Below are 25,302 nucleotides of genomic sequence, written 5' to 3' on the forward strand. Positions count from 1 at the left end.
TGGCAGCACAGGAGGAGCAGGGTGAGCGTGTCGTCCTCGGACGGGGCGCGGCCCGCGCCGGGCGGCGGCGCCGTGAACGCGTCGCGCGGGGTCAGGGCCGCCACCCGTTCCTCCCGCAGCCGCCGGGCCTCCTCGCTGCGCAGCACGTCGGTGAGCCGCCGCGAGGCGACCTTGATCAGCCAGCCGCGCGGGTTGTCCGGCACCCCGTGCCCGGGCCACTGCCCGGCCGCCGCGAGCAGCGCCTCCTGCACGGCGTCCTCGGCGAAGTCGAAGTGCCCGTACCGCCGTACGAGCGCGCCGAGGACCTGCGGCGCGTGCCGGCGCAGCAGGCCCTCGATCGCGTCCGCACCGCCGGACGGGTGCTCCGGGGGACGGCTCACACGTCCCCGCCGGCGTCGAACATCGGCCGGATGACCAGCGGGTACTGCTTCGTGCCCGCGGGGACCGGGCACTCCAGGACCCGCGCGGCGATCTCCGTGACCCGCTCCATGCTCACGCAGTCCAGCACCCAGTAGCCGGCGAGCACCTCCTTGGTCTCGCCGTAGGGCCCGTCGGTGATCACGGTCCTGCCGTCCGGGCCCAGCTCGACGAAGCGGGCCCGGGCCGGCTCCGTCAGACCGGCGGCGTCGACGATCTCACCGGTCTCGGCGAGGTCGTTGTTGAGGGCGCCCATGTGGGCGTACATCGTCCGGAGGTCCTGCTCGGTCCAGGCGGGCGCGTCACCGGTGGCCTTGCCGCTCTGCGCCTCGTGGTCCGCCTGGGTGCCCTGGATCATCAGGAGGTACTTCACGGGTCCGCTCCTTCGGTTCGGACCGCCCGCGGTGGGCGGTTCTCGGAGGGGACGTCGGAACGGGTCCGCGGTTCTCTACACGCCCGCGGAAAGTTTTTCAGAGATCCCGTGCCGGACCGGTCCGGGTCTTCTCGGACGGTGCCGGTTCGGACCCGGGGCCCTCGGTCTCCTCGTCCGTCTCGTGGCGGGCGCATCCGGGATCACGGCAGGGGCCGGGGCCCCACACGGGCACGAAGACCCCCAGGGTCTTGTGCCGACGCACGACGGTGTCGACGGACTGCTCGCAGACCGGACAGACGGACTCATCGCTGGTCATGGCCTCAGGGTAGGACGGGACGGGCCCGGCCGAAAGGCGGACGGCGGCCCCTGCCCCCGGTCAGCGCTTGCGGCTGTACGTCCGCACGACCGCCCCGTTCCCGAAGGTCCGCACCTCGCCGAGCGTGAACTCGGTGACCGCGAACCCGGAGCCGAACATCGGCATGCCGCTGCCCAGCACGATGGGGTACGTCTTGACGACGAGCTCGTCGATCTCGTCGAGCAGTTCGCCCGCGACCTGCGAGCCGCCGCACAGGTAGATGCCGAAGTCGCCGTCCTCCGCCTTGAGTTCGCGGACCCTGCCGACCAGGTCGTCGGCGATGATCTCGACGTTCGGGTCGGGCGACTCCCCGAGCGTGCGGGAGGCGACGTACTCGCGCAGGTGGGCGTAGGGGCTGGTGACATCGAGCCGGAGCGCCAGGTCGTAGCTGCCGCGGCCCTGGACGATCGTGTCGTACTTCTGGTTCGCCAGGTCGTCGACGCCCGCCGCGCGCCGGCCGTGGGTCGGCATGGTCTCCGGGTACTCGCTCTTGAGGAACTCGAAGAACTCCTCGTCCACGAACGGGTACATCGACGCCGCGTCGCCCTCCGGATCACCGATGAAGCCGTCGATCGAGCACGCGATGAAATACGTCAGCTTTCGCAAACCGGTCTCTTTCCGTAGGCTGTCCGAACCACTCCATTCATAGTGCTTCACTTGTAGTGGTCGCAAGGAGATAAACGAGGATCTCCCGTACGGGACCGAAGGGGGAGAAGGACTTCCGGATGGCGAGCAATCCGCAGCGCCGGGCCGCCCTGGTCGACGCCGGCGTGGAGGTCCTGGCCCGTGAGGGGGCCCGCGGACTGACCTTCCGCGCGGTGGACGGTGAGGCCGGGGTGCCGGTGGGCACCGCCTCGAACTACTTCACCGGCCGCGACGACCTGCTCCGGCAGATCGACGCCCGCCTCCACGAACGGCTGGCCCCGGACCCGGCGTTCGTGGCACGGCTCCTGGAGGCCCCGAAGGACCGCTCCCTGATCACGGCCTTCATGCACGACCTCATGGACCGTGCCCAGCGGGACCGCACCGGTTACCTGGGGCTGCTGGAGATGCGGCTGGAGGCCACCCGCCGCCCCGAACTGCGGGCCTCGTACACGAAGACCGTCCGCGGCGACCTCGAAGACGGCATGGAGTTCCACCGCGCGGCGGGCCTGCCGGGCGGCGACGAGACCGTGACGATCCTCTACCTGGCCATGCTCGGCCTGATCCTCGAACATCTGACCCTGCCGGGCGTGTTGGACGGCGTCCTGCCGGGCGTGACGGTGCCGGACGGACTCGTGGACCGCATCGTCACGACGATCGTCCCGCGCCCTGAACCCTGACCTCGGCGCCGGCGCCGATGCCGGTGCCTGTGCCGGCACCCGCCGGGACCGGCCCCGGGGCAGGCGTACCGGGCTCCCTCCCGGACGGACCGGCAGGTCCCGCGCACCGTGGGGATGCGCGGGGCCCACCGTCACCGGACCCCCTCCGCCTCGCCACGCCGTCAGGTACAGGACGAGAAGGAGAGCTCCGGCGTCTCAAGGCCCGGCCAAAGCCCGGCCAGGGGTGCGGGCGTAGAGGTTGCCCCCCGAGGCGTCCGCAGGCTCCCCTCCTCGGGCCTGCGGCGACATCACCCGCTGCGGCGCGTCACGAACTCCGCCAGGGACAGCAGCCCCTCCGCCGCCTCCGGATCCGACACCGCACGGGCCAGGTGGTCCAGTGCCGCGGCCATCCGGTCGGCGGCCTGTATCTGGGCCCAGTCCCGGCCGCCCGCCCGCTCGACAGCGTCGGCCGTGCGCTCCAGCTCACCGTCCCGGTAGGGAACCCGGTACAGCTCGGCGAGTTCCGCCGCGGCCGGTGTGCCGGAGGCCAGCGCGGCGACCACGGGCAGGGACTTCTTGCGGGCCACGAGGTCCGCCCCGGCCGGCTTGCCGGTACTCCTCGGGTCCCCCCAGATCCCGATGACGTCGTCGATGAACTGGAAGGCGAGCCCGGCCTCCCGGCCGAACGCGTCCAGCGCCTCCACGTCCGCGTCGTCGGCGCCCGCGTACAGCGCCCCGATCGCGCACGCGCACCCCAGCAGTGCGCCCGTCTTGGCCTCGGCCATGGCGAGCACCTCGTCGAGCGTGATGTCCCCGGGATCGCGGCGCTCCATCGCGGTGTCCGCCTGCTGCCCCGCGCAGAGTTCGACGACGCAGTCGGCCAGTCGCACGGCCGCCGCAGAGGCCGCCGGATGCGGATCGCCGGCGAGCAGCCGGTGGGCCAGGGCCTGCAGGGCGTCTCCCGTGAGGACCGCGTCGGCGTCGCCGAACACCGCCCAGGCGGTGGGCCGGTGCCTGCGGGTGGTGTCCCGGTCCATCACGTCGTCGTGCAGCAGCGTGAAGTTGTGCACCAGCTCCACCGCGGCGGCGGCCCGGACGGCCGTCGCCCGGTGCCCGCCCAGCGCCGCGGTCGCGGCCAGGACGAGCGCGGGCCGGATGGCCTTGCCCGCGTTCCCCGCGGCCGGGGTGCCGTCCGCGTGCTCCCATCCGAAGTGGTAGAGCGCGACCCGTCGCAGCGGGGCGGGCAGCGACTCGACGGCCCGGCGCAGTTCGGGGTCGACCGAGGTGCGGGCCCGTTCGAGGACGGCGGTCGCCTCCTGCGTTTCGGGCGGGCCGTGCTGCCTGACGAGGACCGGTCCCCGGTCCGGGCCGGGTCCTTCCACCGCAGGCGAAGGGCTCTGTTGCGTCTCCGTCATGAGCTCACCCATGGATCCGTCTCTAAGGGTGCGCGGACGGTGGCGGTTCCGCTGACGCTGGGCGCGTACACCGGAGGTCTACCCGTCCCGGTGAGCGGGAACACGGTCCGCCGCGCACCGGAGGTCACCGCCAGCGGCCGATCTCGACGTTCTCCAGGACGCCGAGCGCATCCGGCACGAGGACCGCGGCCGAGTAGTACGTCGTCACCAGGTACGACATGATCGCCTGTTCGCTGATGCCCATGAACCGCACGGACAGGCTCGGCTCGATCTCGTCCGGGATGCCCGCCTGCTGGAGCCCGACGACCCCCTGCTCGGCCTCGCCCGTACGCATGGCGATGATCGAGGTCGTCCTGGCCTCGCTGACCGGGATCTTGTTGCACGGGTAGATCGGCACGCCGCGCCAGGTGGGGATGCGGTGGCCCGCCACGTCCAGGGTCTCCGGGACCAGTCCCCGCTTGTTGAGCTCGCGGCCGAACGCCGAGATCGCCCGCGGATGGGCGAGCAGCATCTTGGTGCCGCGCCGCCTGGTGAGCAGCTCGTCCAGGTCGTCCGGGCTCGGTACGCCGTCGTGGGGCTGCAGCCGCTGGTCGTACTCGCAGTTGTGCAGCAGGCCGAACTCCCGGTTGTTGACCAGCTCGTGCTCCTGGCGCTCCTTCAGCGCCTCCACGGTGAGCCGCAACTGCTGCTCGGTCTGGTTCATCGGCTGGTTGTAGAGGTCGGCCACGCGCGTGTGGATGCGCAGCACGGTCTGGGCGACGCTGAGTTCGTACTCGCGCGGCGCGGTGTCGTAGTCGACGTAGGTCCCGGGGATGGCCGGTTCCCCGGTGTGGCCGGCCGCGAGGTCGATCTCCTTCTCGCCGTACTTGTTCGCGCGCTGGTGCGGGATGGCGCGCAGTTGCGCGAAGTGCTCGCGCAGGGAGTCGGAGCGCTCCGCGATCTGGTCGAAGTGCGTGCGGGACAGGGTGAGGACCGTGCAGGCGGTGGCCGCACGGGCCGTGTACTCCCAGATGGCGTCCGGGTCGAGGATCGCCTGGTCGCCGAAGTAGGCGCCGTCGGCGAGGGTCCCGAGGGCCGCGTCGTCGCCGTACGGTCCGGTGCCGACCTTCTCGACCCTGCCGTGCGCGAGCAGGAACACCTCGTCGGCCGGGCTGCCGAAGGAGGTGAGGACGTCGCCCGGAGCGAACTCGCGCTGCTCGCAGCGCTGGGCCAGCTCCGCGAGCACCTCCTGGTCGTCGTAGGAGCGCAGCGCCGGCAGCTCGCCGAGCTCCGCCGGGATGACCTGGACGCGGTCGCCCGTCTTCACGAACGTGATGCGGCCGTCTCCGACGGAGTAGCTCAGCCTGCGGTTCACTCGGTACGTGCCGCCCTGCACGTTCACCCACGGCAGCATGCGCAGCAGCCATCGTGAGCTGATCTCCTGCATCTGTGGTGCGGACTTGGTGGTCGTGGCCAGGTTCCGCGCCGCGGAGGTGCCCAGACTCTTCTGCGGCTTGTCCTGGTCCGCGCGGATCTCTTCGCCTACCGACATGAGACGTCCTTCCCAATCGTGCATCGAGCTGCGGGGACAAGCCTTCCTCACCCGGCGTGCTCGTGCCATTACCCGAAAGAGCGGGAATGGATCTTTGCGAAGCGGGGCATCGTGCGGGCCTCCGGGCGCGCCCGGTTCGTCCGGGATCGCGAAGCTCGCGGATCTTCGGCCGGGAACTCCAAGATCGGGCCGCCCGTTCACCGGGCAGGACGGACGATCGACGGAGGAGACGGCCATGGCAGGCTTCCTGGACCGCGCCAAGGAACAGGCGCAGCGCGGGCTCACGCAGGGCAAGCAGAAGATCGACGAGGTGCAGGCGCAGCGGACCGGCGGCGACCTGCTGAAGACCCTCGGCGCGGCCTATCTCGCGGAGCGGCGCGGCAGCGGCTCCCCGCAGGCCACCCAGCAGGCCCTGCAGGCGGTGGAGAGCCACATCGCGACGCACGGGGACGGCTTCCTGCGCGCCTGACCGGGGCCGCCCGGGCAGCGGTCGGGGCGGCCGTCCGGGCAGCCGCTCGCGCGTCGGGCGAACCGGTGGTCGCCGCGGGCGACTTCCGGGTACAAGCAGCGGTACGAGGCGGCCGCGAAAGGTGGCCGTCGCGCACTGTGAGGAGGCAATTGTGGCCTCACCCATGTCCGCGAGCAGAATGCTGAGCCGGCTCAAGGCGGAGGGAGTCACCGTCGTCGAGGTGGGCGACTGGGAGACGCACAACCGCAACCACAAGGGCCCGTGGGGTCCGGTCAACGGTGTGATGATCCATCACACCGTGACGTCGGGCAGCAAGCGGACGGTAGAGATATGCCGTGACGGATACAGCGGGCTGCCGGGCCCGTTGTGCCACGGCGTGATCACGAAGGACGGCCGCGTCCACCTCGTGGGCCACGGCCGCGCCAACCACGCGGGCCTCGGTGACGACGACGTGCTGCGCGCGGTCATCGCCGAGCGGGCGCTGCCGGCCGACAACGAGGCGAACACCGACGGCAACCGCCACTTCTACGGCTTCGAGTGCGAGAACCTCGGCGACGGGGAGGACCCCTGGCCGGCGGCCCAGCTGGAGGCCGTCGAGCGGGTCGCGGCGGCGATCTGCCGTCACCACGGCTGGACGGAGCGCTCGGTGATAGGCCATCTCGAATGGCAGCCGGGCAAGATCGATCCCCGCGGTTTCACGATGGCCTCCATGCGGGCCCGCATCCGCGACCGCCTGCAGTGACGCGCGGTGTCACGGTGGCCCCGGCGCGGCGCCGCGGTGGCCTGGGCGCGATCCCGCGTGTCGCTCGGACGCGTGTCCGACAATGGGGGTGTGACCAGCCCCGACACTCCTGAGGCCGGCTCCGCCGCCGGCGCGGGCCCCGTCCGCGGCGTCCTGCGGCCGCGACTGCCGTCGCCGCTGCGGGAGGCCGTGGACGAGCGTTTCGCGCGGCACGGCGTGCGGCTGCTGCTCAAGCGGGACGATCTGATCCATCCGGAGCTGATCGGCAACAAGTGGCGCAAGCTGGCCCCGAACCTCGCGGCGGCGGCTGGCCGCACGGTCCTGACCTTCGGCGGCGCGTACTCCAACCACCTGCGGGCCACCGCCGCGGCCGGCCGCCTCCTGGGGCTGCCGACCGTCGGCGTGGTCCGCGGTCAGGAGCTCGCGGGCCGGCCGCTCAACCCGTCCCTCGCCCGGTGCGCGGCCGACGGGATGCGGCTGCACTTCGTCGACCGGTCGACGTACCGCCGCAAGGGCGAGCCGGAGACCCTGGCCGCCCTGGTGCGCGCGACCGGCTGCGAGGAGGCGTACGTGGTCCCGGAGGGCGGCAGCAACGCCCTTGCCGTGCGGGGCTGCGCGGCGCTGGGCGAGGAGCTGCGCGGCCTGGCCGACGTCGTCGTGCTCGCCTGCGGCACGGGCGGCACGCTGGCGGGCCTGGCCGCGGGCCTCTCCCCCGGCCAGCGCGCGCTGGGCGTCCCGGTCCTCAGGGGCGGCTTCCTCGGCGCGGAGGTACGCGCCCTGCAGGAGGAGGCGTTCGGCGGCCCGCGCGGCGACTGGGCGCTGGACGACCGGTTCCACTTCGGCGGCTACGCCCGTACGTCCGCCGAACTCGACGCGTTCGCGGCCGATTTCGAGCAGCGCCACGCCCTGCCCGTCGAACGTCTCTATGTCGCCAAGTCGCTCTACGGACTCATGACCCTCGCCGGGGAGGGCGCGTTCCCGCGCGGGACGACGGTCGCGGCCGTGATCACGGGCACGCCCGGACCGTCGTAGTGCACGGCGTCGTCCAGGTCTAGGTGCCCTCGCGGAACGCGGCGGCCTCCTCCAGGTCCAAGCGGCGCAGCAGGGTGCGCAGCATCTCGTCGTCGATGTGGCGGCCGTCCCGCAGCTTCACGAACACCTCGCGCTCGGCGCTGATCATCTCCCGGGACAGCCGCCGGTAGGTGTCGTCCACGGTCTCGCCGGTGACGGCGTTGACCTGGCCCAGGCGCTCCCAGACGGCGTTGCGGCGGCGCTCCAGGACCGTGCGCAGCCGGTCGGCGAGGGGCGGCGGGAGGGCGTTGCGCTCGTCGGACAGGAGTTCCTCCAGGCGCCGCTCGGCGGCCCGGGAGGCCTGCGCCTGGGCGTTCGCCTCCGCCAGGGTCTCGGCCTGCTGGTCCCGCTGGGGGAGTTTCAGCATGCGGATGAGCGGCGGCAGCGTCAGCCCCTGGACGACGAGCGTCCCGATGACCGTCGTGAAGGTCAGGAAGAGGATCATGTTGCGGCCCTCGAAGTCCTCGCCGCCGTGCACGGTGAGCGGGATCGAGAAGGCGATGGCGAGCGAGACCACGCCCCTCATGCCGGCCCAGCCGATGATGAAGGACCCCTTCCAGGTGGGGTTCTCCTCCCGTTCCCTGATCCGCGCGGAGAGCAGGCGCGGCAGGAAGGTGGCGGGATACACCCACACGAACCGGGTCAGGACGACGACCGCGAAGAGGGCCACCGCGTACCAGGCGGCGCGGGCCCCCTCGTACTCGCCGAGGCCCTTGAGGATCACCGGGAGCTGGAGGCCGATGAGGGCGAAGACCGCGGACTCCAGGATGAACGCGACCATCTTCCAGACCGCCTCCTCCTGGAGCCGGGTGGCGAAGTCGACCTCCCAGTTGCGGTGGCCCAGGTAGAGCGCGACGACGACCACGGCGAGCACTCCGGAGGCGTGCACCTGCTCGGCGACCGCGTAGGCGAAGAACGGGGTGAGCAGCGACAGGGAGTTCTGCAGCAGCGCCTCCTTCAGGTGGGTGCGCATCCAGTGGATCGGCACCATCAGGACGAGCCCGACGCCGATGCCGCCCAGTGCGGCGAGCAGGAACTCCCCGATGCCGCCCGCCCAGGTCGCGCCCTCGCCGACGGCCGCGGCGAGGGCCACCTTGTAGGCGGTGATCGCGGTCGCGTCGTTCACCAGGGACTCGCCCTGGAGGATCGTGGTGACCCGCGACGGCAGCCCGACCCGCCGGGCCACCGCCGTGGCCGCCACCGCGTCCGGCGGCGCCACGACCGCGCCGAGCACCAGGGCCGCGGTGAGCGAGAGGTCCGGCACGAGCATGTACGCGACCCAGCCGACGACGAGCGTCGCGAACAGGACGTACCCGACCGACAGCAGCGCCACCGGCCGCAGCTGCGCCCGCAGGTCGAGGTACGAGCTGTCCGTGGCGGCGGTGTAGAGCAGCGGGGGCAGCAGCAGCGGGAGCACCACGTGCGGGTCCAGGGCGTACTCGGGCACCCCGGGCACGTACGAGACGATCAGGCCCGCCGCCACGAGCAGCAGCGGCGCGGGCACCGGGGTGCGGCGCGCGGCACCCGCCACTGCGGCACTGCCCGCGATCAGCAGGAGCAGGGGCATCACATGCATCGCTAGGGGCCAGCTTTCTTTTCGGCGCGGTTTTCCGCGCACCCGACGTAATCTGGCAATCATGAAACAGTGCACGCACGCCGACGCGCTGCCGCATCCCGAACCCGCCCCCCTGAGCGAGACCTGTCTCGAATGCGAGGCGGCGGGCACGCACCCGGTGCAGCTGCGGCTGTGCCTCGACTGCGGTCACGTGGGCTGCTGCGACTCGTCACCGCTGCGGCACGCCACCGAGCACCACAAGGACACCGGGCATCCGATCATGCGCACCTTCGAGCCGGGCGAGGACTGGCGCTGGTGCTTCGTGGACCACGTACTGGTGTGACGTGCGGTCCGGACGGTTCGACCGTCTGACGTCTGGGTACGTCAATCCGGCGCGCGCTCTTCCCAATTGGGCCCGCAGACCCCTAGCCACTGTGCGTATACATAGGTTTACTATGAGTGACAGCAAGGGGTTGGGGTCCCGGGGACAGGACACCTGAGAGCGCGATAGCGTCACCGCTGAACCACGTTGCGCGTTACCCCGGGGGGCGACCCTCGGCCCCCGAAAGAGCTTGTACCACCTTGGAGGTGAGGGTGTCCCAGTTCGCAGGCGAGCCCGCGACCCAGGACTTCGTCGAAGTCCGGCTGCCGGCCGCGGGTGCCTACCTGTCGGTGCTGCGCACGGCCACGGCCGGCCTCGCGGCGCGTTTGGACTTCACCCTCGACGAGATCGAGGACTTGCGCATCGCCGTGGACGAGGCGTGCGCGATCCTGTTGCAACAGGCGGTGCCGGGCTCCGTGCTCAGCTGTGTCTTCCGCCTGATCGACGACTCGCTTGAGGTGACCGTCTCGGCCCCGACCACCGACGGCCACGCCCCGGCGCGGGACACCTTCGCGTGGACCGTGCTGTCGGCCCTCGCCGGCAAGGTCTCCTCGTCGGTGGCCGACGACAGAACCGTTTCGATCAGCCTCTACAAACAGCGCGGCGCGGGACCCGGGCCGGCGTGAGGAACGGGGACGGGCCGGTGCGGGACGAAGAGCGCGGCACACGGGAACTTTCCGCCGGGGGCGAAGGCGGCCCCGGCGGGCCCCGGCCTCCGGCGGAGGGCGTCGACGGCATCCCCGAACAGCAGGCCCGGCCGCATCCGGAGGACAGTGCTCCGTCGGCGGCCGGTGCCTCTGCGGGCGAACCGGCCGGCGAGGACGGGCGCGAGGCGCCCTCCGGCAGTGACGGGCGAGACGATCCGGACGTCGCCGCGCAGTGGGGGTCCTCCCGGACGGAGTCGGGGGAGACGTCCTCGGAAGGGCGGCGGCGCGTGACGGGCGGGATCATGGGCGAGCAGCACGAGCACGAACGAAATGCCGACAACGGCGCGTCGGGAGCATCGCACGACTCGCACAACCGGAGCGGGGCGCGGGCCAAGTTCGTCGAACTGCGCGAGCTGGACGCCACCAGCCGGGAGTACGCGGAACTGCGCAACCAGCTGGTCCGCATGCACCTGCCGCTCGTGGAGCACCTCGCGCGCCGCTTCCGCAACCGCGGCGAGCCGCTGGACGACCTCACGCAGGTCGCGACCATCGGCCTGATCAAGTCGGTCGATCGCTTCGACCCGGAGCGCGGCGTCGAGTTCTCGACGTACGCGACCCCGACGGTCGTGGGCGAGATCAAGCGGCACTTCCGGGACAAGGGCTGGGCGGTGCGCGTGCCGCGCCGGCTGCAGGAGCTGCGGCTCGCGCTGACCACGGCGACCGCGGAGCTGTCGCAGCTGCACGGCCGCTCCCCCACCGTGCACGAGCTGGCCGAGAAGCTGGCCATCTCGGAGGAGGAGGTCCTGGAGGGCCTGGAGTCGGCGAACGCCTACTCCACGCTGTCCCTGGACGTGCCGGACACGGACGACGAGTCCCCGGCCGTCGCGGACACCCTCGGCTCCGAGGACGAGGCGCTGGAGGGAGTCGAGTACCGCGAATCCCTCAAGCCACTCCTGGAGGATCTGCCTCCGCGCGAGAAGCGCATCCTGCTGCTGCGCTTCTTCGCGAACATGACCCAGTCGCAGATCGCCCAGGAGGTCGGCATCTCGCAGATGCACGTCTCGCGGCTGCTGGCCCGGACCCTGGCCCAGCTCCGCGAGAAGCTGCTGGTCGAGGAGTAGGACGCACCACCCACCGCTCGCGCCCCGCGAGGGGCGCGGGAGCCGTCGGCGCGGCTACTCCCGCAGGCCGCCCGGCCCGGTGATCCCCAGCGCACGCGTCGTCTCGGGGTTCAGGATCAGCACCAGGGTCGCGACCGCCACCACCGCCAGGGCGATCCCGCCGGGGATGGCGATGCTGTCGGCCCGGAGCAGGTTGTACGCGACGGGCAGCGCCATGATCTGGGTGATGATCGCGGGCCCCCGGCTCCAGCTGCGCCGCAGCAGCAGGCCCCGCGCCGCCAGCAGCGGCAGCAGGGCGAGCACGATCAGCGTCACCCCTCCGGTGACGGCCTGGCCCCGGTCGTCCGGATGGCCGGTGAGGCCCATCACGAGCAGGTAGACGCCTCCGACGACCAGTGCGGCCCCCTCCAGCGCGGTGAGCGCGGCAGCCGCGGTCAGCCGCCCGGGGCGGGGCTCGGTGTCGGTGGTCTCCGGGGTGGGATTCTGCTGAGGGCTCACCCCTGAAGGGTAGCCCTCGCCCTCGGCCCGCTCCCGCCCGATCCCACCTCGGTATGGGACGAGTACCACGTGGTGGGTACGCTGCATCGCATGCGTGCACTTCTCGTGGTCAATCCGGCAGCAACCACCACCAGTGCACGCACGCGTGACGTCTTGATCCACGCCCTGGCGAGCGAGATGAAGCTCGAAGCGGTCACGACCGAGTACCGCGGGCACGCCAGGGACCTCGGCCGGCAGGCCGCGGAGAGCAAGGACATAGAACTGGTCGTGGCCCTCGGCGGCGACGGCACGGTCAACGAGGTCGTGAACGGTCTGCTGCACGACGGTCCCGACCCCGACCGGCTGCCGGGCTTCGCCGTCGTCCCCGGCGGCTCCACCAACGTCTTCGCCCGCGCCCTGGGCCTGCCCAACGACGCCGTCGAGGCGACGGGCGCCCTGCTAGACGCCCTGCGGGAGGGCCGCGAGCGCACGGTGGGCCTCGGTCTCGCCGCGGGCACCCCGGGCACCGAGGACGAGGCGGTCCCGGCCCGCTGGTTCACCTTCAACGCGGGCCTCGGCTTCGACGCCGGCGTGGTCGGCCGGGTCGAACAGCACCGCGAACGCGGCAAGCGCTCGACGCACTCGCTGTACCTGCGCCAGGCGATGCGGCAGTTCTTCGGGGAGACCCACCGCCGCCGCGGCACCATCACCCTGGAGCGGGCGGGCGCGGACCCGGTGGACGACCTGGTCCTGTCGATAGTCTGCAACACCTCCCCCTGGACTTATCTGGGCAATCGCCCGGTGTACGCGTCACCTAAGGCCTCGTTCGATACCGGGCTCGACGTACTGGGTCTCAGCCGGATGTCGACCGGTGCGGTTGCCCGGTATGGGACCCAGTTGCTCACTTCGTCCCCCGACCGGGGACCCCATGGCAAGCACGCGGTGTCCCTGCACGATCTGACCGACTTCACCTTGCATTCGAAGGTGCCGCTACCCCTGCAGATGGACGGCGACCACCTCGGACTGCGTACGAGCGTCGCGTTCACAGGCGTTCGCCGTGCACTGCGTGTGATTGTGTGAGCGGAACGGGCTAAAGTCCTTCCACTCGAACGTTTAGGCCAGGATCCACCCCATGGAAGTACGGCTGTGACCTAGTCGACACCGAGGAATCAAAAAAAACTTTCCGGTAGGGGTTGTATCCGCCGCTGAGGTTTGCGAGTCTCTACGTGGCGCTCGGGACGGGCCGCACCATCGCCCCCACAGAGCGCCGGAACCCCTCCTCACTTCAAGGACCACACCAGTCCGTCTGGTAGTCGGCCCTTCACTTGTTGAGGGATTCGTGAAAGCGTTCACATTCACAAGCAACGTGCATGTAATACCAAGGAGAGGTAGCAGCCATGGACTGGCGTCACAACGCCGTTTGCCGCGAGGAAGACCCCGAGCTCTTCTTCCCCATCGGCAACACCGGTCCTGCGCTGCTGCAGATCGAGGAAGCCAAGGCCGTCTGCCGTCGCTGCCCCGTCATGGAGCAGTGCCTGCAGTGGGCGCTCGAGTCCGGCCAGGACTCCGGCGTCTGGGGTGGTCTCAGCGAGGACGAGCGCCGCGCGATGAAGCGCCGCGCCGCCCGCAACAGGGCCCGTCAGGCCTCCGCCTGACAACCCGCCCCACAACAGCCTGAGCTTGGCGGCGCGTACAGCGAGTACGCATCTCCCGCCCCCGAGCCGCAGCGCGCAGTACCCCCGATGCGCAGAACCGAATGACACTCTGAGCCCCGGACCACCCAGTGGTCCGGGGCTCATTGCTGTTTGCGATCGCGTGCTCACCGCCTGCCACGCGCCCGGTCCGCCACCGGGCCCACGGGTGGGCGTCACGCAGCGTGTTCGCGTCGCCCGGACGGGCTACTTGGACGAGCGCACCGGGACGTCCAGCACGACCTGGGTGCCGCGCTCCGGGCCCGGGACCATGTCGAAGGTGCCGCCCAGCTCGCCCTCCACCAGGGTCCGCACGATCTGCAGACCGAGGTTGCCCGAGCGGTGCGGGTCGAAGCCCTCGGGCAGGCCCACCCCGTCGTCCTGGACCGTGACCAGGAGGCGGGTCTCCTTCGAGGTGCCGCCGCGGACCGCGGAGACCTCGACCGTGCCCCGCTCGCCCTCGCGGAAGCCGTGCTCCAGCGCGTTCTGCAGGATCTCGGTGAGGACCATGGACAGCGGGGTCGCGACCTCGGCGTCGAGTATGCCGAAGCGGCCCGTGCGCCGGCCGGTGACCTTGCCCGGTGAGATCTCGGCGACCATGGCCAGCACCCGGTCGGCGATCTCGTCGAACTCCACGCGCTCGTCCAGGTTCTGGGAGAGCGTCTCGTGCACGATGGCGATCGAGCCGACCCGGCGCACCGCCTCCTCCAGGGCCTCGCGGCCCCGGTCGGACTCGATGCGGCGGGCCTGCAGCCGGAGCAGGGCCGCGACCGTCTGGAGGTTGTTCTTCACCCGGTGGTGGATCTCCCGGATGGTCGCGTCCTTGGTGATCAACTCGCGCTCGCGGCGGCGCAGTTCCGTCACGTCCCGCAGCAGGACCAGGGAACCGACGCGGGTGCCCTTGGGTTTGAGCGGGATCGCGCGCAGCTGGATCACGCCGTCGTTGCTCTCGATCTCGAACTCGCGGGGCGCCCAGCCGCTGGCGACCTTGGCCAGCGCCTCGTCCACCGGGCCCCTCGACGGGGCGAGTTCGGCCGTGGTCCGGCCGAGGTGGTGTCCCACCAGGTCGGCGGCGAGGCCGAGGCGGTGGTACGCCGACAGCGCGTTCGGGGACGCGTACTGGACGACGCCGTCCGCGTCCACCCGGATCAGCCCGTCGCCCACGCGCGGCGAGGCGTCCATGTCGACCTGCTGGTCGGGGAACGGGAAGGAGCCGGCCGCGATCATCTGGGCGAGGTCGGACGCGCTCTGCAGGTAGGTGAGTTCGAGTCGGGAGGGCGTGCGCACCGTGAGGAGGTTGGTGTTGCGGGCGATGACGCCGAGGACGCGGCCCTCCCTGCGCACGGGGATGGACTCCACCCGTACGGGGACCTCCTCGCGCCATTCCGGATCGCCCTCGCGCACGATCCGGCCCTCGTCCAGGGCGGCGTCCAGCATGGGGCGGCGGCCGCGCGGGACGAGGTGGCCGACCATGTCGTCCTGGTACGAGGTGGGGCCGGTGTTGGGCCTCATCTGGGCGACCGAGACGTAACGGGTGCCGTCGCGGGTGGGGACCCACAGGACGAGGTCGGCGAAGGAGAGGTCGGAGAGCAGCTGCCACTCCGAGACCAGCAGGTGCAGCCACTCGAGGTCGGAGTCACCGAGCGCGGTGTGCTGGCGGACGAGGTCGTTCATGGAGGGCACGTGTGCGAGCGTACCCGTCGCGTACGACAAGGCAGGAAATCGGCCGTCGCGGGGCGTCCGGGGCACCCGCGGGCCGCGGCGCCTGGGAGGGACCCTCGACCCTCCCGGCACCGCAGCCCGGAGCAACATCGGCCGTGGGGTGTGCGGTCCCGGTCGGCCGAAGGACGAGGATCCGGTGCAGTCAGGGCAGAGAGCGCCGGGTCCTCGATCCGCCCTCCTGTGCGGGGAGGACGGAGGCTCGGTCATACAGCTGGCTCGGTCGTGCTGTCACTCGATCGTGCGATTCCGTACTCAGGCTTTGCCTAGGATTCTGGACTAGACCACTCCGCCTGTCCATGCGTAGCGGGATGTTTGTTGCCGTCTCTTCGTCCGGCGTCCACATCCTTCATCCACCACGCAGCCTAGCCCCGGGCGGTTCACCGGTGGGGCGGATCCGTGGGGCGGGTCCACAGTCGGATCCGTCCGGCGGCGGTCGGCAACAGGCTTCCCGCGGGACGCGACTGGGGAGGCACACTCTGTTAGATTGGTCTATACCACATACGCAGGTGAGTTCCCCTTCAGAACGGCAGGCCCAGCGTGGAAGTTGTCATCGTTTCGGACGCCAAGGCGGGTGGCGAGCTCATTGCCGGGGCCATGGCGGAGCTGCTCCGGCACAAGCCCGACGCCCTGCTCGGGGTCGCCACCGGTTCGACACCCCTGCCCGTCTACGAGGCGCTGGCGGCGCAGGTGGCGTCGGGGGCCGTGGACGTCTCCCGGGCGCGGGTCGCCCAGCTCGACGAGTACGTGGGGCTGCCGGCCGAGCATCCCGAGTCGTACCGGTCCGTGCTGCGGCGCGAGGTGCTGGAGCCGCTGGGGCTCGACCCGGCCGCGTTCCTCGGCCCGGACGGGACCGCCGAGGACGTCCGGGCGGCGTGCGAGGCGTACGACAGGGCGCTCGCCGAGGCGGGCGGGGTCGATCTTCAGCTGCTCGGCATCGGGACCGACGGGCACATCGGGTTCAACGAGCCGTGCTCCTCGCTGGCCTCCCGGACCCGGATCAAGACGCTGACGGAGCAGACGCGGGTCGACAACGCGCGGTTCTTCGGGGGCGACATCGAGCAGGTGCCGCACCACGTGATCACGCAGGGGATCGGGACGATCCTGGAGGCGCGGCACCTGGTGCTGCTCGCCACGGGTGAGGGCAAGGCGGACGCCGTGGCGGCGACCGTCGAGGGGCCGGTGGCGGCGGTGTGTCCGGCCTCCGCGCTGCAGTTGCATCCGCATGCGACGGTTGTGGTGGACGAGGCGGCTGCGTCGAAGTTGAAGCTTGCGGACTATTTTCGGCARACGTATGCCAATAAGCCCTCCTGGCAGGGGATCTAGGGGTTCTGGGTACGCGAAAGGCGCCGGGCTTCCCCCGTGGGAGTCCGGCGCCTTTCGTTTGCCGACGCGGCCGGCTGTTCGATGTCGGGTGCGGGTCCGGTGGGGGCTTGTCGCGCAGTTCCCCGCGCCCCTGAAGGGCGCTTTTCAGGGGCGCGGGGAACTGCGCGACCGGCCACGACGCAGCCCTGAGAAGACCTCGGTACCGGGATTCCCGGTCACAGGGTGGTGATGGCCTCCGTGGCTGCCTGGCCGCATACCCGGGCTGCTCCGTGGGTGGCGATGTGGAGGGCTCCGCGGGGTGGGGCCTGGGGTACGCCCATCTCGACCACGATCGTGTCGGGGCGGGCGGTGACCAGGGCGTCGAGGGCCTCGGCCATCCAGGCGTGACGGTGGACGTCGCGGACGACGGCGACCACGCGGCGGGATCCGGCGGCCGCCAGGACCTCGGCCCCGGCCCCCTCCCCCGAGAAGCTCCCGGTCTCCGTGCCCGGCAGCCTGCGGCGCAGCTCGGCGCCGACTCCCCAGGGGGTCTCGTCCCCGACGGCGATGTTGGCGACGGGTGTGAGGGCCGCGACGTACGGCGCCTCGGTGAGCGGCGCGTGGTGCGGGCCGCGGGTGACGGTCAGCGCGCGCCGGGCCGCCACCAGACCGATCTCGGGGCCGGGGTCGTCGGCGGACGCCGGTGCCGCGGCGCCCGCCGAGGCGGTCCAGGACGCCAGCGCCCGGACCCGGGCCGCCGCGTCCGCCAGCCGTTCCTCGGGGAGTTCGCCCGAGCGGACCGCCGCGACCAGCGCGTCCCGCAGCCGCAGGACCGTCGCCTCGTCGGCCAGTCCCCCGCCCACGCAGATCGCGTCGGCGCCGGCGGCGATCGCGAGGACGCTGCCGCGTTCGATGCCGTAGGTGGCGGAAATGGCCTGCATCTCCATGCCGTCGGTGACGATCAGCCCGTCGAAGCCGAGCTCCTCGCGCAGCAGCCCGGTGAGGACGCGGCGCGAGAGGGTCGCGGGGTGGGCCGGGTCGAGGGCCGGCACCAGGATGTGCGCGCTCATCACGGCCCGGGTGCCGGCCGCGATCGCGGCGCGGAAGGGGGCCAGTTCGCGGGCCTGGAGGACCGACAGGTCGGCGTCGATGCGCGGCAGCGCGTGGTGGGAGTCGACCGCCGTGTCACCGTGGCCCGGGAAGTGCTTGGTGCAGGCGGCGACCCCGGCGGCCTGGAGCCCGGCGACGTACGCGGCGGTGTGCCGGGCCACCAGGGCGGTGTCGGCGCCGAAGGACCGTACGCCGATGACGGGGTTGGAGGGGTTGGAGTTGATGTCGGCGGAGGGCGCCCAGTTGAGGTTCACGCCGCAGGCGGCCAGCCGGCGGCCCAGCTCGTGGGCGACGGCCTCGGTGAGCGCCGTGTCGTCGACCGCGCCGAGCGCGTGGTTGCCGGGGAACGAGGACCCGGTGCGTACCTCGAGGCGGGTGACGTCACCGCCTTCCTCGTCGATGGCGACCAGGACGTCGTCGCGTTCCGCGCGCAGCTGGGCGGTGAGGGCGGCGAGCTGGTCGGCCGAGGCGATGTTGCGGCCGAAGAGGCCGACGGAGGTGAGGCCCTCGCCGAGCCGCCGCAGCAGCCAGGAGGGGGCGGCGGTCCCGGTGAAGCCGGGCTGCAGGACGGCGAGGGCGTCGCGGGTCAGCGTGTCCGTGCCGGAGGCAATGGTGGTCATCGGGTGGCGTTATCCCTTCACGGCGCCGGCGGTCAGCCCACTGACGGCCTTGCGCTGGAGGAAGACGAAGAGGACCAGGATCGGGATGGCGAAGAGCGAGGCGGCGGCCATGGTGGCCCCCCAGTCGTCGCCGAACGTCGACTCGAAGCTGGAGAGCCACAGCGGCAGCGTCTGCTTCTCGGCGTCCTTGTTGAGGATGAGGACCAGCGGAAACTCGTTCCACGCCGTGATGAAGCCGAAGAGCGAGGTCGCCATGAGGCCCGGGGCGAGCAGCGGGAAGATGACCTTCACGAAGGCCTGGCTGCGGGTGCAGCCGTCCACCATCGCCGACTCCTCCAGTTCCTTCGGCACGGCGGCGACGTATCCGCGCAGCGTCAGGATCGTGAAGGGCAGCACCATGATCATGTAGAAGACGGTGAGCGGGACGAGGCTGTTGAGCAGGTCGGCGTCGCGCACGATCATGTAGATCGCGATGACCATGACCTCCCACGGCGCCATCTGCGCGATCATGAAGGTCAGCAGGAAGCCGCGGCGGCCCTTGAACCGCATGCGGGCCAGCGCGAAGGACGCGAGCAGCGCGATGACGAGGGAGAAGCCCACCGCGAGGACGGTCACCGTCAGCGAGTTGCCGACCAGCGTCCAGAAGTTCTCGGCGTCGAGCGCCTTGCCGAAGTGCTTGAAGGTGATGTCGGTCGGTACGAAGACCGGGTCGTCCGCGATGATGTCGCCGGTGGGCTTCAGCGAGGTCGCGAACATCCAGTAGACGGGGAACGCGAAGACGGCGAAGAGGACGAGGGCCGTCGCGTTGGGCCACAGCCGGCCCATCAGGGAGCGCTTCACAGCTCGTCCTCCTCCTGCTTGAGAACGGTACGGAGGTAGTAGGCGGTCAGGGCGAGCAGGATCAGGATCGTCAGGAACGAGATCGCGGCGCCCATGCCGTAGTGCTGGTTGCCGGGGCCCTCGACGAACGCGTAGATCGGCAGGGTCTCGGTGAGCCGGTCGGGGCCGCCCTTGTTGATGGCGAAGATCTGCGGGAACGCCTTGAACACCCAGATGACCTCGAGGAAGGTCGTCGCCCACAGGAACGGCCGCAGGAAGGGGAAGGTCACGTGCGTGAAGCTCTTCCACATCCCGGCCCCGTCGATGGAGGCGGCCTCGTACAGCTCCTTGGGGATGGTGGTCGTGGCGGCGTAGAGGTTGATCGCCACGAACGGGATCGACTGCCAGACGATCAGCAGCGTGATCACGGAGAAGGTGGAGAGCTGGGTGCCGAACCAGTTGTAGTCGGCCATCGACGACCAGCCGGCCTTGGCGAGCAGCCAGTTGACGACGCCGAAGCGCTGGGCGAACAGCCACTGGTAGACCGTGGTCGCGGCGATCACGGGCATGGCCCAGGCCAGCACCAGGCCGAGCATCAGCACCAGTCTCATGCGCTTGCCGAGCCGGGCGAGGAGCAGGCCGACGAGGGTGCCGAGCACCATGATGAGGACGACGTTCGCGGCGGTGAAGACGACCGTCCGCTGGACGACCTTCCAGAAGTCGTCGCTGCTCAGGACGTCCGTGTAGTTGTCGATCCCCCGCCATTCGGTGAGGTGGAGGATCAGCTGGCGCGGGTTGAGGTTCTGGAACGACAGCATGCCGTTCTTGATGAGCGGCCAGCCGAGCAGGATCACCGTGGCGAGCAGGGCGGGCAGCAGGAGCAGGTACGGGGCGTACGCGCCGCTGCTTCTCCTCGCCGGGCCCGAGCCCGTGCCGTCGGCGGGCGGGGGTACGTCTGTCTTACGGACACCGGGCGCCGCGGCCGTGCCCGTGCCTGTGTCCGTGCGTTCGGTCTGCACTGACATGCTCGCCATCTCTTCCACCGTCGAAAGTCGCAGTCGGATGCGCCGGCGTGCCGGGGACGGAAGGGGCCGTCCCCGGCACGGCGGGGATCAGCTGCTCTGCGCGAGCCGCTTGTTGATCTCCGCCTCGACCTGCTTGGCGGCGGCGGCGGGCGACTTCCCCTTCAGGACCGCGGTCATGTAGGCCTTGATCGGGTTGGGGTCGTTCTCCACGGCGGCCCACTCGGGGATCAGCGGCGTGGTGCCACCGCCGGCCGCGGCCGGGGCGGCGGCCTCGGCGGCGCCGTTGCCCGCGAGGTGGATCTGGAGCGCCTCCTTGTTGGGGATGACGCCGTTCTCCTTGGCGAGCGCGCCCTCGAACTTGTCGGACAGCGCGATCTTCAGGAACTCCTTGGCCAGCTCCTGCTTCTTGCTGCCCGCGGCGACCGCGAAGTTGGAGCCGCCGAGGAAGACGCCCTCGGGCTCGGAGACCGTCTCACCGGGGATGGTGAAGTAGCCGATGTCCTTCTCGATCTTCTTGTTGGCGGCGATGGCCGTGCCGGCCTCCCAGCCCATGCCGATGAAGGCGCCGACGTTGCCCTTGGCGAAGACCTCGGCCTGCTGCGGGGTCGCCTCGTCCTTGTCCTTGGGGGCCTTGGAGTAGGACTGGTACTGCTTGTAGAGCTCCATGGCCTTGCCGACCTTCGGGTCCGCGAGGTTGGAGACGTACTTGTCGCCTTCCTTCTTCACCAGGTCGGCGCCCTGGCCGATGGTCAGGCCGTCGAAGAAGTACCAGTTCTGGCCGGGCAGGTAGATCGGCTCGGCGTCGGTCTTCTTGTCGATGGCCTTCAGGGCGTCGAAGAACTCGGCGCGCGTCTTCGGGGCGTCGGTGAGGCCGGCGTCGGCCCAGACCTTCTTGTTGTAGATGACGACGCGGTTGGCGAAGTACCAGGGGGCGGCGTACTGCTTGCCCTCGTAGACCGAGGACTCGTTCAGGGCCTTGGTCCAGTCGGCGCCGATCTCCTCCTTGAGGTCGCTCAGGTCCGCGAGACCGCCGGTGGCCGCGTAGGCGGGGGTCTGGGTGTTGCCGACCTCCAGGACGTCCGGCGGGTTCTCCTCGGAGAGCGAGGTGGTGATCTTCTGCTGGATGCCGTTCCACTGCTGGGTCTCGAACTTCAGCTTGGCCTTCGTCTTCTTCTCGAAGGCGGCCGTGACGTCCTCGGTCCAGCCGTCCGGGGTGGAGCCGTCCATGGCCCAGACGGTCAGGGTCTGGCCCTTGTAGCCGTCGGCGCCGGCCTTGCCGCCGTCGTCACCGTCGTCGCCGCCACACGCAGCGACCGACATCAACATGCCCGCGACACCGACGGCCGCGATGAGCTTGCGATTCACGTCATCCTCCTCAGGGATGCCAGCAACCCCCCTGCCCACCGCGTGACTTACGACGAGTACTGCCCGTGGGGCCGGGACCTGGTCCTCAATGGTTTAGACCAGTACGGGGAGCTTGGACTAGACCTAGAGGGGTGTCAAGGGTCCTGAGGGCGCTCCGGACGGTCCGTTACGTGACCTACATATGCAGGGACCTTTCACTACACGGGCGACAGAACGGGCGGCCCTCCGTGCAGGTGGGGGCGCCCTGCGCGGAGACTCCCGCCGGAGCTATGGACTAGACCAAAAGGGACCCCGACGGTATATAGAGGGGATCACGCAGCGTGCGGGAGGACACTCGTACGGTGGGGCGTGCCACGATGTGAGCCGTGGCCGGCGCGTACGCCGGCCGCATCGGCACCCGGAGCCGGGAAGGCAGAGTATGAGCACCGACGTCAGCAGTGCGGAGAACGAGGGTGGGGCCCCCATCCGTACCGCGCGCGTGCCCAAGTACTACCGCCTGAAGAAGCACCTGCTCGACATGACCGACACGCTGCCGCCGGGGACGCCGGTACCGCCCGAGCGGACGCTCGCCGCCGAGTTCGACACCTCGCGCACGACCGTGCGCCAGGCGCTGCAGGAGCTGGTCGTCGAGGGGCGCCTGGAGCGGATCCAGGGCAAGGGCACGTTCGTCGCGAAGCCGAAGGTCTCGCAGGCGCTGCAACTGACGTCGTACACCGAGGACATGCGGGCGCAGGGGCTGGAGCCGACCTCGCAGCTGCTGGACATCGGGTACATCACCGCCGACGACACGCTCGCGGAGCTGCTCGACATCACCACCGGGGGGCGGGTGCTGCGGATCGAGCGGCTGCGGCTCGCGAGCGGGGAGCCGATGGCGATCGAGACGACGCACCTGTCCGCGAAGCGGTTTCCCGCGCTGCGGCGGTCGCTGGTGAAGTACACGTCGCTGTACACGGCGCTGGCGGAGGTGTACGACGTGCGGCTCGCGGAGGCGGAGGAGACGATCGAGACGTCGCTGGCGACTCCGCGGGAGGCGGGGTTGCTGGGGACGGACGTGGGGTTGCCGATGCTGATGCTGTCGCGGCACTCGGTGGATCTGGATTCCCAGCCGGTGGAATGGGTGCGGTCGGTTTATCGGGGGGATCGGTACAAGTTCGTTGCGCGCCTGAAGAGGCCCACGGACTGAGGTTGTGTGGTGGGGGGTGGCTGGGGTGCGGTGTCGGGTGCGGGTCCGCTGTGGCTGGTCGCGCAGTTCCCCGCGCCCCTGACGGGGCACCCTTGACCAACTCCGTTTCACTGTGCGCCAGTTGAGCCACCTGCACCACCTGGTGCAGGTGGTATAGCGCCAGGTGGGTTCCTGGTTTACCGTCCTCCCGTCAGCCATGGACGGGAGGACGACCCGTGCGCACCGACAGCCCCCGCAAGGCAGCTCCCCGCAGCATCGTCATCTGGACCCTCGTCGCACTGGTGGGTGCGGCCGGATGGTCCGTGCTCGCACTCTCGCGGGGCGAGGAGGTCTCGGCCGCCTGGACGGTTGCGGCCGCCCTCGGCTCGTACGCCATCGCCTACCGCTTCTACGCGAAGTTCATCGCCCACAAGGTGCTGAAGGTCGACGGGACCCGGGCCACCCCGGCCGAACGCCTCAACAACGGCATCGACTTCCACCCCACCGACCGGCGGGTCCTGCTCGGCCACCACTTCGCGGCGATCGCGGGCGCGGGGCCGCTGGTGGGGCCCGTACTGGCCGCGCAGATGGGGTACCTGCCGGGCACCATCTGGATCATCGTCGGCGTGATCTTCGCGGGCGCGGTGCAGGACATGGTGGTCCTGTTCTTCTCCACCCGCCGCGACGGCCGCTCGCTGGGGCAGATGGCCCGCGAGGAGATCGGCCCGTTCGGCGGCGCGGCCGCCCTGATCGCCGCCTTCGCCATCATGATCATCCTGCTCGGGGTGCTCGCACTGGTCGTCGTCAACGCGCTCGCCCAGTCGCCGTGGGGCACCTTCTCCATCGCGATGACCATCCCGATCGCCCTGCTGATGGGCTTCTACCTGCGGGTCCTGCGGCCCGGCCGGGTCTCCGAGGTCTCGCTGATCGGCATCGCGCTGCTGCTGTTCGCGCTGGTCGCCGGCCGCTGGGTCGCCGAGTCGTCCTGGGCCGGCGCCTTCACGCTGGCGCCCTCGACGCTGGTCGTCTGGCTGGTGGCGTACGGGTTCATCGCCTCGATCCTGCCGGTGTGGATGCTGCTGGCGCCGCGCGACTACCTCTCCACGTTCATGAAGATCGGCACGATCGTGCTGCTCGCCCTCGGGGTCGTCGTCTCGCTGCCGACGCTGAAGATGGACGCGGTGACCGACTTCGCCTCGCAGGGCGACGGGCCGGTCTTCGCGGGCTCGCTCTTCCCGTTCGTCTTCATCACCATCGCCTGCGGGGCGCTCTCCGGCTTCCACTCCCTGATCTCCTCCGGCACGACGCCGAAGATGATCCAGAAGGAGACGCAGGTCCGGCTGATCGGCTACGGCTCCATGCTGATGGAGTCGTCCGTGGCGGTCATGGCGCTGATCGCGGCGTCCGTCATCGACCCGGGCCTGTACTTCGCGATGAACGCGCCCGCCGGGGTCATCGGGGACACCGTCCAGAACGCCTCGCAGGTGGTGAGCGGCTGGGGGTACCAGATCTCCCCCGAGGACCTGGCCGCCGCGGCGAAGAACGTCGAGGAGTCCTCCCTGCTGTCGCGGACCGGCGGCGCGCCCACGCTCGCGGTCGGCGTCTCGGAGATCTTCTCGGAGGTCACCGGGGGCGGTCTGCGCGCGTTCTGGTACCACTTCGCGATCATGTTCGAGGCGCTGTTCATCCTGACCGCGCTCGACGCGGGCACCCGGGTGGGCCGCTTCATGCTCCAGGACATGCTGGGCAACGTCCACAAACCCTTCAGGAACGTGAGCTGGAAGCCCGGCCTGGTCATCACGAGCGGCATCGTTTGCGGGCTGTGGGGCTACTTCCTGTGGGTCGGCGTCCACGAACCGCTCGGCGGGATCAACCAGCTCTTCCCGGTCTTCGGCATCTCCAACCAGCTCCTCGCCGCCGTCGCCCTCGCCGTCTGCACGACCCTGCTGGTCAAGTCCGGACGACTCAAGTGGGCCTGGATCACCGGGGTCCCGCTGGTCTGGGACGCCACGGTCACCCTCACCGCGAGCTGGCAGAAGGTGTTCTCCAGCGACCCGCGCGTCGGCTTCTTCGAGCAGCGCTCGGTCTACCAGGCCGGCATCGACCGGGGCGAGATCGTCGCACCCGCGAAGACCATGGACGACATGCACACCATCGTCACGAACTCCACGGTCGACGGCGTCCTGACGGCGGTCCTCGCCCTGCTCGTCGTCGTCGTGATCGCGGACGCGACGCGGGTGTGCATCCGGCACGTACGCCGTCCCGCGCTCTCCTCGCTCAGCGAGGCGCCGTACGTCGAGTCGCAGATCGTCGCCCCGGCCGGGCTGGTCCCGACCAGGCGGGAGAAGGAGGAGGTGCGCGATGCGGTCGGCGCTGAACCGCGCGGCTAGGGCGGCCAGGAGCGTGCGCTGGTACGTGCGGGAGCTCACCGACGAGTCCGGGTACGACCGTTACGTGGCACATGTGCGGGCGCACCGGCCCGACGCGGACGTGCCCTCGCGGCGGGAGTTCGAGCGGATGCGCACGGACCGTCAGGACGCGGATCCGCGGCAGGGGTTCCGCTGCTGCTGACGTCGTGGCGCGCGTGATCGCCGTCGTCCGGCGACACAGCACATCCGTTATGCGGACGG

Annotated in this window: 26 protein-coding genes; 13 read left to right on the top strand and 13 right to left on the bottom strand. The window is 70.8% G+C overall.

Annotated elements, in window-relative coordinates; genetic code table 11:
* The 4 genes from FGF04_RS13700 to FGF04_RS13715 all read right to left on the bottom strand — a co-directional run.
* Nucleotides 1-380, bottom strand: a 380-nt coding sequence (locus FGF04_RS13700) for a sigma factor (RefSeq protein ID WP_268893774.1), incomplete at its 3' end; no start/stop codon positions are given.
* Nucleotides 377-790 (bottom strand): YciI family protein, encoded by a 414-nt coding sequence (locus FGF04_RS13705; RefSeq protein ID WP_149511579.1) that lies wholly within the window; start codon nt 788-790, stop codon nt 377-379. The genes FGF04_RS13700 and FGF04_RS13705, both read right to left, overlap by 4 nt.
* 97 nt (nt 791-887) lie before the next feature.
* Nucleotides 888-1,106, bottom strand: coding sequence for a hypothetical protein (locus FGF04_RS13710; RefSeq protein WP_149511580.1), 219 nt, complete (start codon nt 1,104-1,106; stop codon nt 888-890).
* 60 nt (nt 1,107-1,166) lie between these two features.
* Nucleotides 1,167-1,751 carry a dihydrofolate reductase family protein gene (locus tag FGF04_RS13715; protein ID WP_149511581.1) on the bottom strand — a complete coding sequence of 195 codons (585 nt, stop codon included), beginning with the start codon at nt 1,749-1,751 and terminating at the stop codon, nt 1,167-1,169.
* Between the two features lie 119 nt (nt 1,752-1,870).
* Between FGF04_RS13715 and FGF04_RS13720 the strand changes: the two genes are divergently transcribed.
* A complete protein-coding gene (locus FGF04_RS13720; protein WP_149511582.1) occupies nt 1,871-2,467 on the top strand; it encodes a TetR/AcrR family transcriptional regulator in 597 nt (198 codons plus the stop codon).
* Nucleotides 2,468-2,754: 287 nt separating this feature from the next.
* On the opposite strand, the gene FGF04_RS13725 is transcribed toward FGF04_RS13720, so the two are convergent.
* Together FGF04_RS13725 and FGF04_RS13730 are read right to left on the bottom strand one after the other, a co-directional pair.
* Complete coding sequence (locus FGF04_RS13725) at nt 2,755-3,873, bottom strand: family 2 encapsulin nanocompartment cargo protein polyprenyl transferase (RefSeq protein ID WP_149511583.1); 1,119 nt, start codon at nt 3,871-3,873, stop codon at nt 2,755-2,757.
* 112 nt (nt 3,874-3,985) lie between these two features.
* Complete coding sequence (locus FGF04_RS13730; RefSeq protein WP_149511584.1) at nt 3,986-5,392, bottom strand: family 2B encapsulin nanocompartment shell protein; 1,407 nt, start codon at nt 5,390-5,392, stop codon at nt 3,986-3,988.
* Between the two features lie 235 nt (nt 5,393-5,627).
* On the opposite strand from FGF04_RS13730, the gene FGF04_RS13735 reads away from it, so the two are divergent.
* From FGF04_RS13735 to FGF04_RS13745, 3 genes are all read left to right on the top strand, one after another.
* Nucleotides 5,628-5,861 carry a hypothetical protein gene (locus tag FGF04_RS13735; RefSeq protein WP_149511585.1) on the top strand — a complete coding sequence of 78 codons (234 nt, stop codon included), beginning with the start codon at nt 5,628-5,630 and terminating at the stop codon, nt 5,859-5,861.
* Nucleotides 5,862-6,024: 163 nt separating this feature from the next.
* Nucleotides 6,025-6,603, top strand: a complete 579-nt coding sequence (locus FGF04_RS13740; protein WP_149511586.1) for an N-acetylmuramoyl-L-alanine amidase — start codon at nt 6,025-6,027, stop codon at nt 6,601-6,603.
* Between the two features lie 90 nt (nt 6,604-6,693).
* Nucleotides 6,694-7,635, top strand: coding sequence for a 1-aminocyclopropane-1-carboxylate deaminase/D-cysteine desulfhydrase (locus tag FGF04_RS13745; RefSeq protein ID WP_408055616.1), 942 nt, complete (start codon nt 6,694-6,696; stop codon nt 7,633-7,635).
* A 19-nt stretch (nt 7,636-7,654) separates the two neighbouring features.
* On the opposite strand, the gene FGF04_RS13750 is transcribed toward FGF04_RS13745, so the two are convergent.
* Nucleotides 7,655-9,250: a Na+/H+ antiporter gene (locus FGF04_RS13750; protein ID WP_149511587.1), complete on the bottom strand. Its 1,596-nt coding sequence runs from the start codon at nt 9,248-9,250 to the stop codon at nt 7,655-7,657.
* Nucleotides 9,251-9,311: 61 nt separating this feature from the next.
* Between FGF04_RS13750 and FGF04_RS13755 the strand changes: the two genes are divergently transcribed.
* From FGF04_RS13755 to FGF04_RS13765, 3 genes are all read left to right on the top strand, one after another.
* Entirely contained in the window at nt 9,312-9,572 is a 261-nt protein-coding gene (locus tag FGF04_RS13755; protein WP_149511588.1) for a UBP-type zinc finger domain-containing protein, read from the top strand.
* A gap of 251 nt (nt 9,573-9,823) precedes the next feature.
* Nucleotides 9,824-10,237, top strand: a complete 414-nt coding sequence (locus FGF04_RS13760; RefSeq protein WP_149511589.1) for an ATP-binding protein — start codon at nt 9,824-9,826, stop codon at nt 10,235-10,237.
* Between the two features lie 17 nt (nt 10,238-10,254).
* The gene (locus FGF04_RS13765) at nt 10,255-11,379 is read left to right on the top strand and encodes an RNA polymerase sigma factor SigF (protein WP_408055617.1); all 1,125 of its coding nucleotides are present in this window, start codon (nt 10,255-10,257) and stop codon (nt 11,377-11,379) included.
* A gap of 54 nt (nt 11,380-11,433) precedes the next feature.
* On the opposite strand, the gene FGF04_RS13770 is transcribed toward FGF04_RS13765, so the two are convergent.
* Nucleotides 11,434-11,877, bottom strand: coding sequence for a hypothetical protein (locus FGF04_RS13770; RefSeq protein ID WP_149511591.1), 444 nt, complete (start codon nt 11,875-11,877; stop codon nt 11,434-11,436).
* A gap of 90 nt (nt 11,878-11,967) precedes the next feature.
* On the opposite strand from FGF04_RS13770, the gene FGF04_RS13775 reads away from it, so the two are divergent.
* A complete protein-coding gene (locus FGF04_RS13775; protein WP_149511592.1) occupies nt 11,968-12,936 on the top strand; it encodes a diacylglycerol/lipid kinase family protein in 969 nt (322 codons plus the stop codon).
* 317 nt (nt 12,937-13,253) lie between these two features.
* The gene (locus tag FGF04_RS13780) at nt 13,254-13,511 is read left to right on the top strand and encodes a WhiB family transcriptional regulator (RefSeq protein ID WP_016639615.1); all 258 of its coding nucleotides are present in this window, start codon (nt 13,254-13,256) and stop codon (nt 13,509-13,511) included.
* Between the two features lie 243 nt (nt 13,512-13,754).
* Here FGF04_RS13780 and FGF04_RS13785 read toward each other — a convergent pair whose 3' ends face one another.
* The gene (locus FGF04_RS13785) at nt 13,755-15,230 is read right to left on the bottom strand and encodes a sensor histidine kinase (RefSeq protein ID WP_149511593.1); all 1,476 of its coding nucleotides are present in this window, start codon (nt 15,228-15,230) and stop codon (nt 13,755-13,757) included.
* A gap of 576 nt (nt 15,231-15,806) precedes the next feature.
* On the opposite strand from FGF04_RS13785, the gene nagB reads away from it, so the two are divergent.
* Nucleotides 15,807-16,592: a glucosamine-6-phosphate deaminase gene (nagB, locus tag FGF04_RS13790; protein ID WP_149511594.1), complete on the top strand. Its 786-nt coding sequence runs from the start codon at nt 15,807-15,809 to the stop codon at nt 16,590-16,592.
* A gap of 215 nt (nt 16,593-16,807) precedes the next feature.
* On the opposite strand, the gene FGF04_RS13795 is transcribed toward nagB, so the two are convergent.
* The 4 genes from FGF04_RS13795 to FGF04_RS13810 form a co-directional block, all read right to left on the bottom strand.
* Nucleotides 16,808-18,301, bottom strand: a complete 1,494-nt coding sequence (locus FGF04_RS13795) for a glycoside hydrolase family 3 protein (protein ID WP_149511595.1) — start codon at nt 18,299-18,301, stop codon at nt 16,808-16,810.
* Nucleotides 18,302-18,310: 9 nt separating this feature from the next.
* Nucleotides 18,311-19,141 carry a carbohydrate ABC transporter permease gene (locus FGF04_RS13800; RefSeq protein ID WP_149511596.1) on the bottom strand — a complete coding sequence of 277 codons (831 nt, stop codon included), beginning with the start codon at nt 19,139-19,141 and terminating at the stop codon, nt 18,311-18,313.
* A complete protein-coding gene (locus FGF04_RS13805; protein WP_188114079.1) occupies nt 19,138-20,145 on the bottom strand; it encodes a carbohydrate ABC transporter permease in 1,008 nt (335 codons plus the stop codon). Before FGF04_RS13805 ends, FGF04_RS13800 begins: the two co-directional genes overlap by 4 nt.
* 87 nt (nt 20,146-20,232) lie before the next feature.
* Complete coding sequence (locus tag FGF04_RS13810) at nt 20,233-21,510, bottom strand: extracellular solute-binding protein (RefSeq protein WP_149511597.1); 1,278 nt, start codon at nt 21,508-21,510, stop codon at nt 20,233-20,235.
* Nucleotides 21,511-21,928: 418 nt separating this feature from the next.
* Between FGF04_RS13810 and FGF04_RS13815 the strand changes: the two genes are divergently transcribed.
* The 3 genes from FGF04_RS13815 to FGF04_RS13825 all read left to right on the top strand — a co-directional run bounded on the left by FGF04_RS13815 (nt 21,929) and on the right by FGF04_RS13825 (nt 25,243).
* Complete coding sequence (locus tag FGF04_RS13815) at nt 21,929-22,693, top strand: GntR family transcriptional regulator (RefSeq protein ID WP_149511598.1); 765 nt, start codon at nt 21,929-21,931, stop codon at nt 22,691-22,693.
* A gap of 215 nt (nt 22,694-22,908) precedes the next feature.
* Nucleotides 22,909-25,062: a carbon starvation CstA family protein gene (locus FGF04_RS13820; protein WP_149511599.1), complete on the top strand. Its 2,154-nt coding sequence runs from the start codon at nt 22,909-22,911 to the stop codon at nt 25,060-25,062.
* Nucleotides 25,034-25,243, top strand: coding sequence for a YbdD/YjiX family protein (locus tag FGF04_RS13825; RefSeq protein ID WP_149511600.1), 210 nt, complete (start codon nt 25,034-25,036; stop codon nt 25,241-25,243). The genes FGF04_RS13820 and FGF04_RS13825 overlap by 29 nt, the downstream gene beginning before the upstream one ends.
* The last annotated feature ends 59 nt before the right edge of the window (nt 25,244-25,302 follow it).

This window comes from Streptomyces apricus (assembly GCF_008369065.1).
Taxonomy (GTDB): domain Bacteria; phylum Actinomycetota; class Actinomycetes; order Streptomycetales; family Streptomycetaceae; genus Streptomyces; species Streptomyces apricus.

What these genes read in the sequence shown, in the direction of transcription:
- FGF04_RS13710 (WP_149511580.1), bottom strand. Translation starts at nt 1,106, where the DNA reads ATGACCAGCGATGAGTCCGTCTGTCCGGTCTGCGAGCAGTCCGTCGAC.
- FGF04_RS13720 (WP_149511582.1), top strand. Translation starts at nt 1,871, where the DNA reads ATGGCGAGCAATCCGCAGCGCCGGGCCGCCCTGGTCGACGCCGGCGTG.
- FGF04_RS13725 (WP_149511583.1), bottom strand. Translation starts at nt 3,873, where the DNA reads ATGGGTGAGCTCATGACGGAGACGCAACAGAGCCCTTCGCCTGCGGTG.
- FGF04_RS13730 (WP_149511584.1), bottom strand. Translation starts at nt 5,392, where the DNA reads ATGTCGGTAGGCGAAGAGATCCGCGCGGACCAGGACAAGCCGCAGAAG.
- FGF04_RS13735 (WP_149511585.1), top strand. Translation starts at nt 5,628, where the DNA reads ATGGCAGGCTTCCTGGACCGCGCCAAGGAACAGGCGCAGCGCGGGCTC.
- FGF04_RS13740 (WP_149511586.1), top strand. Translation starts at nt 6,025, where the DNA reads ATGTCCGCGAGCAGAATGCTGAGCCGGCTCAAGGCGGAGGGAGTCACC.
- FGF04_RS13750 (WP_149511587.1), bottom strand. Translation starts at nt 9,250, where the DNA reads ATGCATGTGATGCCCCTGCTCCTGCTGATCGCGGGCAGTGCCGCAGTG.
- FGF04_RS13755 (WP_149511588.1), top strand. Translation starts at nt 9,312, where the DNA reads ATGAAACAGTGCACGCACGCCGACGCGCTGCCGCATCCCGAACCCGCC.
- FGF04_RS13775 (WP_149511592.1), top strand. Translation starts at nt 11,968, where the DNA reads ATGCGTGCACTTCTCGTGGTCAATCCGGCAGCAACCACCACCAGTGCA.
- FGF04_RS13780 (WP_016639615.1), top strand. Translation starts at nt 13,254, where the DNA reads ATGGACTGGCGTCACAACGCCGTTTGCCGCGAGGAAGACCCCGAGCTC.
- FGF04_RS13795 (WP_149511595.1), bottom strand. Translation starts at nt 18,301, where the DNA reads ATGACCACCATTGCCTCCGGCACGGACACGCTGACCCGCGACGCCCTC.
- FGF04_RS13805 (WP_188114079.1), bottom strand. Translation starts at nt 20,145, where the DNA reads ATGTCAGTGCAGACCGAACGCACGGACACAGGCACGGGCACGGCCGCG.
- FGF04_RS13815 (WP_149511598.1), top strand. Translation starts at nt 21,929, where the DNA reads ATGAGCACCGACGTCAGCAGTGCGGAGAACGAGGGTGGGGCCCCCATC.
- FGF04_RS13825 (WP_149511600.1), top strand. Translation starts at nt 25,034, where the DNA reads ATGCGGTCGGCGCTGAACCGCGCGGCTAGGGCGGCCAGGAGCGTGCGC.